The organism is Actinomycetospora sp. (genome assembly GCF_055612215.1).
The window spans coordinates 1-5,481 of the sequence record NZ_JBVPVA010000288.1 but is presented as its reverse complement, the minus strand read 5'-3'; the positions used below and the strand labels follow the sequence as shown (position 1 = coordinate 5,481).

5 protein-coding genes and 1 pseudogene are annotated in these 5,481 nt (G+C 75.1%); 2 read left to right on the top strand and 4 right to left on the bottom strand.

The features are described 5' to 3' along the window. On the top strand, positions 1–400 hold a 400-nt coding region (locus AC0CYZ_RS07990; protein ID WP_472214040.1), incomplete at its 5' end, for a PhoH family protein. An 80-nt stretch (positions 401–480) separates the two neighbouring features. Here the strand turns inward: AC0CYZ_RS07990 and AC0CYZ_RS07985 are convergent. Both AC0CYZ_RS07985 and AC0CYZ_RS07980 read right to left on the bottom strand, forming a co-directional pair. After that, positions 481–1,929: a GuaB1 family IMP dehydrogenase-related protein gene (locus AC0CYZ_RS07985; protein ID WP_472214038.1), complete on the bottom strand. Its 1,449-nt coding sequence runs from the start codon at positions 1,927–1,929 to the stop codon at positions 481–483. A gap of 11 nt (positions 1,930–1,940) precedes the next feature. Continuing rightward, positions 1,941–2,870 (bottom strand): LysR family transcriptional regulator, encoded by a 930-nt coding sequence (locus AC0CYZ_RS07980; protein ID WP_472214036.1) that lies wholly within the window; start codon positions 2,868–2,870, stop codon positions 1,941–1,943. Positions 2,871–2,937: 67 nt separating this feature from the next. Between AC0CYZ_RS07980 and AC0CYZ_RS07975 the strand changes: the two genes are divergently transcribed. Next, a complete protein-coding gene (locus AC0CYZ_RS07975) occupies positions 2,938–3,603 on the top strand; it encodes an O-methyltransferase (RefSeq protein ID WP_472214034.1) in 666 nt (221 codons plus the stop codon). Between the two features lie 32 nt (positions 3,604–3,635). Here AC0CYZ_RS07975 and AC0CYZ_RS07970 read toward each other — a convergent pair whose 3' ends face one another. Both AC0CYZ_RS07970 and aspA read right to left on the bottom strand, forming a co-directional pair. After that, positions 3,636–5,168, bottom strand: a complete 1,533-nt coding sequence (locus AC0CYZ_RS07970; protein ID WP_472214032.1) for an ATP-dependent DNA ligase — start codon at positions 5,166–5,168, stop codon at positions 3,636–3,638. A gap of 7 nt (positions 5,169–5,175) precedes the next feature. Then, a pseudogene (gene aspA / locus AC0CYZ_RS07965) lies at positions 5,176–5,481 on the bottom strand (aspartate ammonia-lyase); the annotation flags it as partial.

Sequence of the window (5,481 nt, the reverse complement as noted above, 5' to 3'; positions counted from 1 at the left end):
GGCGCCCTGGGCCCAGGCCGTCTTCGACACCCTCGGGGCGCTGGTCTCGACCAACGTCGTCGAGGAGGTCATCGAGCGCGGCATGCTCGAGGTGCTCCCGCTGACCCACATCCGCGGACGGTCGCTGCACGACGCGTTCGTCATCGTCGACGAGGCCCAGTCGCTCGAGCGCAACGTGCTGCTCACCGTGCTCTCCCGGCTCGGCACGAACTCGCGCGTGGTGCTCACCCACGACGTCGCCCAGCGCGACAACCTGCGGGTCGGCCGCCACGACGGGATCGCCGCCGTGATCGAGAAGCTCAAGGGCCACCCGCTGTTCGCCCACGTCACGCTGACCCGCTCGGAGCGCTCGCCGATCGCCGCGCTGGTCACCGAGATGCTCGAGGGCGAGGCCCCGTAGCCCCCGCCCCGTGATCGAGCGAGGGGCACCTTCAGTCGGATAGACCGACCGAAGGTGCCCTCGCTCAGAACGACGAACGGTCACCACCCGGCCGGCAGCGGGCGACCCTCCGCGAACCCCGACGCCGACTGCACGCCGAGCAGCGCCCGCGCGTGGAACTCCTCGAGCGTCGCCGCCCCGGTGTAGGTGCACGCCGAGCGGACACCCGCGAAGATCGTGTCCAGCAGGTCCTCGACGCCGGGGCGGGCCGGGTCCAGGCGCATCCGCGAGGAGGAGATGCCCTCCTCGAACAGGCCCTTGCGGGCGCGGTCGAACGCCGAGTCGGTGCGGGTGCGCGCGGTGACCGCCCGCTTCGAGGCCATCCCGAACGACTCCTTGTACGGCGCGCCCGACTCGTCGCGCTGCAGATCCCCCGGCGACTCGTAGGTGCCCGCGAACCACGACCCCACCATCACCGCCGACGCGCCCGCGGCCAGCGCGAGGGCCACGTCGCGGGGGTGGCGCACCCCGCCGTCGGCCCACACGTGGGCCCCGCGCGCCCGGGCCGCTGCCGCGCACTCCGCGACCGCCGAGAACTGCGGCCGCCCGACGCCCGTCGCCATCCGCGTCGTGCACATCGCGCCCGGCCCGACGCCGACCTTCACGATGTCCGCCCCGGCCTCGACGAGGTCCACGGTGCCGACGGCGGTCACGACGTTGCCGGCGACGACGACCGCGTCGGGTGCGGTCGCGCGCACCGTCCGCAGCGCGCTGATCGTCTTCTCCTGGTGGCCGTGCGCGGTGTCGACCACGAGCACGTCGATCCCCGCGGCGACCAGCTCCTTGGTCCGCGTGGCGACGTCCCCGGTCACCCCGAGCGCCGCGGCGACCCGCAGCCGGCCGTCGGCGTCGAGCGCGGGGGAGTAGACCTCGGCGCGCAGCGCGCCGGTGCGGGTCAGCACCCCGGCGAGCCGACCGTCCGCGTCGACGCCGACCGCGAGGTCGCCCGCCCCCGGGGCCGACAGCTTCTCGAAGACCTCGCGCGGCTCGGTGCCCACCGACACCGTGACGGCGGGGACCAGCACGTCCGCGAGGCGGGTGAAGCGGTCGACGCCGTGGCAGTCCGACTCCCGCACGACGCCGAGCGGGCGCCCGCCGTCGTCGGCCACGACGACCGCGCCGTGCGCGCGCTTGCTCACCAGGTTCAGCGCGTCCGCGACCGCCTCGCCGGGGTGCAGGACGACGGGGGTGTCCCAGACGGTGTGCCGCGACTTGACCCCGGCGACGGTGTCCGCGACGGCGGCGGCGTCGACGTCCTGGGGGATCACCGCCATCCCGCCGCGCCGCGCCAGGGTCTCGGCCATCCGCCGCCCGGACACCGCGGTCATGTTCGCTGCGATGATCGGGATGGTGGCGCCGGAGGGGTCGGCGACCGTGAGGTCGACGTCGAACCGGGAGGCGACGTCGGACCGCTCGGGAACGAGGAAGACGTCGTCGTAGGTCAGGTCGTGGCCGATGCTGCCCGGGGCGTGCCCGTCGAGGAACCGCACGTGCGCACAGGCTACCGGCCGGTGGGCCCGCTCCCCACCACCTCCCGCACCCGGTCGCGCAGCCAGCGCCGCACCGGGTCGGCGTCGGTGCGCCGGTGCCACGTCTGCACGAGGTGCACCGTGGGCAACGGCACCGGGCACGGCCAGCTGCGCAGCTCGGCGCCCCGCACCCGGCGGGTGAGGCGCTCGGGCGCCAGGCACACCAGGTCGGCGGAGCGGACCAGCGTGCAGGCCGCCGAGAAGCCCGGGGCGGTGGCGACGACGGTGCGCCCGAGGCCCTGCCCGGCGAGCGCGTCGTCCAGGGGGCCGCGGAGCACGCCGCGCCGCGTGGCGTTCACGTGCCCGACGGCGGCCAGGTCGTCCGCCGCCGGTGCCCGGTCCCCGAGCCGCCGTGCGAAGCCCCCGTCCGGGCGCCCGATCACGACCATCTCGTCGCGGGCGAGGGTCTCGCGCCGCAACCCGTCGTCGTCGGCCAGCGGCCCGCCGAGGTCGAGGTCGACCGCTCCGCTGCGCAGGTCCGCCGCGCTCTCGTCGCCCTCCCCGACCAGCCGGAGCCGGGCGCGGGGCGCCCGGGCCGCGATCGCCGCCAGCAGGTCGGGCCCGAACTCCTCCACGGCGTCGGTGCTGGTGCGGATGGTCAGCACCGCGTCGAGCGAGCGCTCGATCTCCGCGTCGGTGGGGGTCGCCCGGGGCGAGAGCAGCGCCCGGGCGGCGGCGAGGACGTCGTGCGCCGAGCCACGCATCGCCTCGGCGGCCGGGGTGGGCACGAGGCTGCGGCCGGCGCGGACGAGCAGCGGGTCGCCGGTGACGCGGCGCAGGCGGGCGAGCGAGCGGCTCACCGCCGGTGGGCTGAGCTGCAGCCGCCGTGCAGCCCCGGTGACGCTGCCCTCCTGCAGCAGCGCGTCGAGCACCTCGAGGAGGTTCAGGTCGGCGGATTGCACGGGACGCAATCCTAGGGTCAGCACGCGTGTCTGGAACACAATCCGTAGCGGACCTAGCGTCGTCGCCATGACGACCACAGCGCGCTCCACGCTCGACACCGACCCCGTCCGCACCCTCCTCGACGAGATGCTGCACGCCGCCGACGCGCAGGAGCCCGAGTTGGCGGCGATCGTCGCCCGGGCCGCCGCGGAGGGCCCGATCTCCGAGACGGCGCTGGCCCCGGAGCTGCGCGAGGCCTGGATCTGCGTGCCCCGCGAGGTCGGCGACCTGCTCGCGACGCTCGTCCACGCGACCCGCGCGCGCACCGTCGTCGAGTTCGGCACCTCGTTCGGGGTCGCGACGACGTTCCTCGCGGCCGCCCTGCGCGACACCGGCGGCGGCACGGTCGTCACCACCGAGCTGGAGCCGACGAAGGCGGCCCTCGCGGCGGCGAACCTGCGCCGCGCCGGGCTGGACGACCTCGTCGACCTGCGGGTCGGGGACGCCCGGGAGACGCTCGCCGAGCTGCCCGACGCCGTCGACCTGCTGCTGCTCGACGGCTGGAGCGAGCTCTACCTGCCGGTGCTCGAGGTCGTCGAGCCGCGGCTGCGCGCGGGCGCCCTGGTCATCGCGGACGACACCGACATGTTCCCGGACGCGCTCGCCGACTACCTGGCCCACGTCCGCGGCGCGGGCTACCGCTCGCAGCGGCTGCCGCTGGGGGACGGGCTGGAGCTGAGCTGTCGCATGTGAACGATCGTGGTCGCCAGGACGACGACAATCGTTCACATGGGCCGGAGGCCCTTGACCGTCTCGATGGTGTCCGCCTCGGCGGCCGGCTTGTCGTCGCGGTAGCGCACCACCCGCGCGAACCGCAGCGCGACGCCGCCGGGGTAGCGGGTCGAGGTCTGCACCCCGTCCAGCTCGATCTCGACGACGATCTCGGGGCGCAGGTACACGGTGTAGGAGTCCCGCGACGTCTCGAACCGCGGGAACGTCTCGGTCTGCCAGCGCAGGGTCTCGTCGGTCATGCCCTTGAAGGTCTTGCCGACCATCACGAACTCGTCGCCGCTGCGCGCCCCGAGGTGGATGTTGGAGAGCCACCCACGGCGCCGTCCGGAACCCCACTCGCAGGCCAGGACGACGAGGTCGAGCGTGTGCGCCGGCTTGATCTTCTGCCAGGACTTCCCGCGCCGTCCGGCCGTGTAGGTCGAGTCGAGGGCCTTGACCATCGAGCCCTCCTGCCCGGCGGCCAGCGCCGCCGCGACCTCGTCGGCGGCCTGCTCGGGCGTGGGGCGCACGACGCCGGGGATCAGGCGGTCCCCGACGACGTCGGCGAGCTCCCGGCGACGGGTGTCGAGCGGCTCGTCGATCAGGTCGCGTCCGTCGCGGTGCAGGCAGTCGAAGAACCACGGCTGCATGGCGCCGTTGCCGAGGCCCTTCATCGAGTCCTGGAACGGGCGGGGGCGCCCGTCCTCGGAGACGGCCAGGGTCTCGCCGTCGAGCACGAGGGTCTCGACGTCGAGGTCGCGCACCAGCGCGACGATCTCCGGCACCGAGTCGGTGATCTCGTGCAACGTCCGCGACCACACCCGGACCTCGTCGCCGCGGCGGTGCACCTGGATCCGCGCGCCGTCGAGCTTGTGCTCGACGACGATCTCCAGGCGAGCGGAGCGACGGGACGGATCAGGGTTGCCCAGGTCGGCGAGTGTCGCCTCCAGCGAGTCCCCCGGCGAGGCGAGCATCGGGCGGACCGGGCGCATCACCTCGAGCCCGATCGCGCCGAGCGCGGCGACCGGGTCGGCGCTGGTCAGCGCGGCCTCGGCGGTCGTCGGGAGCCGGCCGGAGAGCATGAACGCGCGCCGCACCGCGTCGGCGGGGATCCCGGCCGCGGACGCCACGGCCTCGATCATCAGCCCCTCGAGCGCGCCCTGGCGCAGCTCGCCACCGAGCAGCCGCACGAGGAAGCGGCCCTCGTCGGCGGTCGCCGCGCCCAGGAGCGACGTCAGCTCCGCGGTGCGGCGGGCGCCCACCCCGGTGCCCGACCCGGCCATCGCCGCGAGCCGGTCCAGCGCCGCCTCGACGTCGTCGACCGACAGCGACGCCTCCGCCGCGGGCTCGGCGTCGACGCCCGAGAGCGTCCGCCAGCCGATCCCGGTCCGGCCCTGCAGCATGTCGCCGGCGAGCCACGCCGTGACCGGCCGGACCTCCCCGGGTCCGGCCGCCGCCAGGACCGCCGCGAGGGCGGCGGTCTTGGCCTTGCGCGAACGGGTCGCCGCGACCTGGGCGGAGGCGTCGACGACGGCGGCGAGGAGCACGGAGGCGCTACGCGTCCACGCGCGTCATCGCGAGCACGTCGAGGGCGTCGTCGAGCTGTTCCTGGGTCAACTTGCCCTCCGAGACGTAGCCGTCGGACTCGATGACCTCGCGGATCGTCCGCCGCTCCTTCATCGCCTTCTTCGCGATCTTCGCCGCCTCCTCGTAGCCGAGCAGGCGGTTGAGCGGGGTGACGATCGCCGACGACGACTCGGCGTACCGGCGGCACGCCTCCTCGTCGGCCTCGGTGCCCTCGAGGACGCGGTCGGCGAGCAGGCGGGCGGCGTTGGCGAGCAGGCGGGCCGACTCGAGGAC

Bases quoted from the DNA above. Each gene is read 5' to 3' on its own strand.
- AC0CYZ_RS07975 (WP_472214034.1), top strand. From the start codon at position 2,938: ATGACGACCACAGCGCGCTCCACGCTCGACACCGACCCCGTCCGCACC.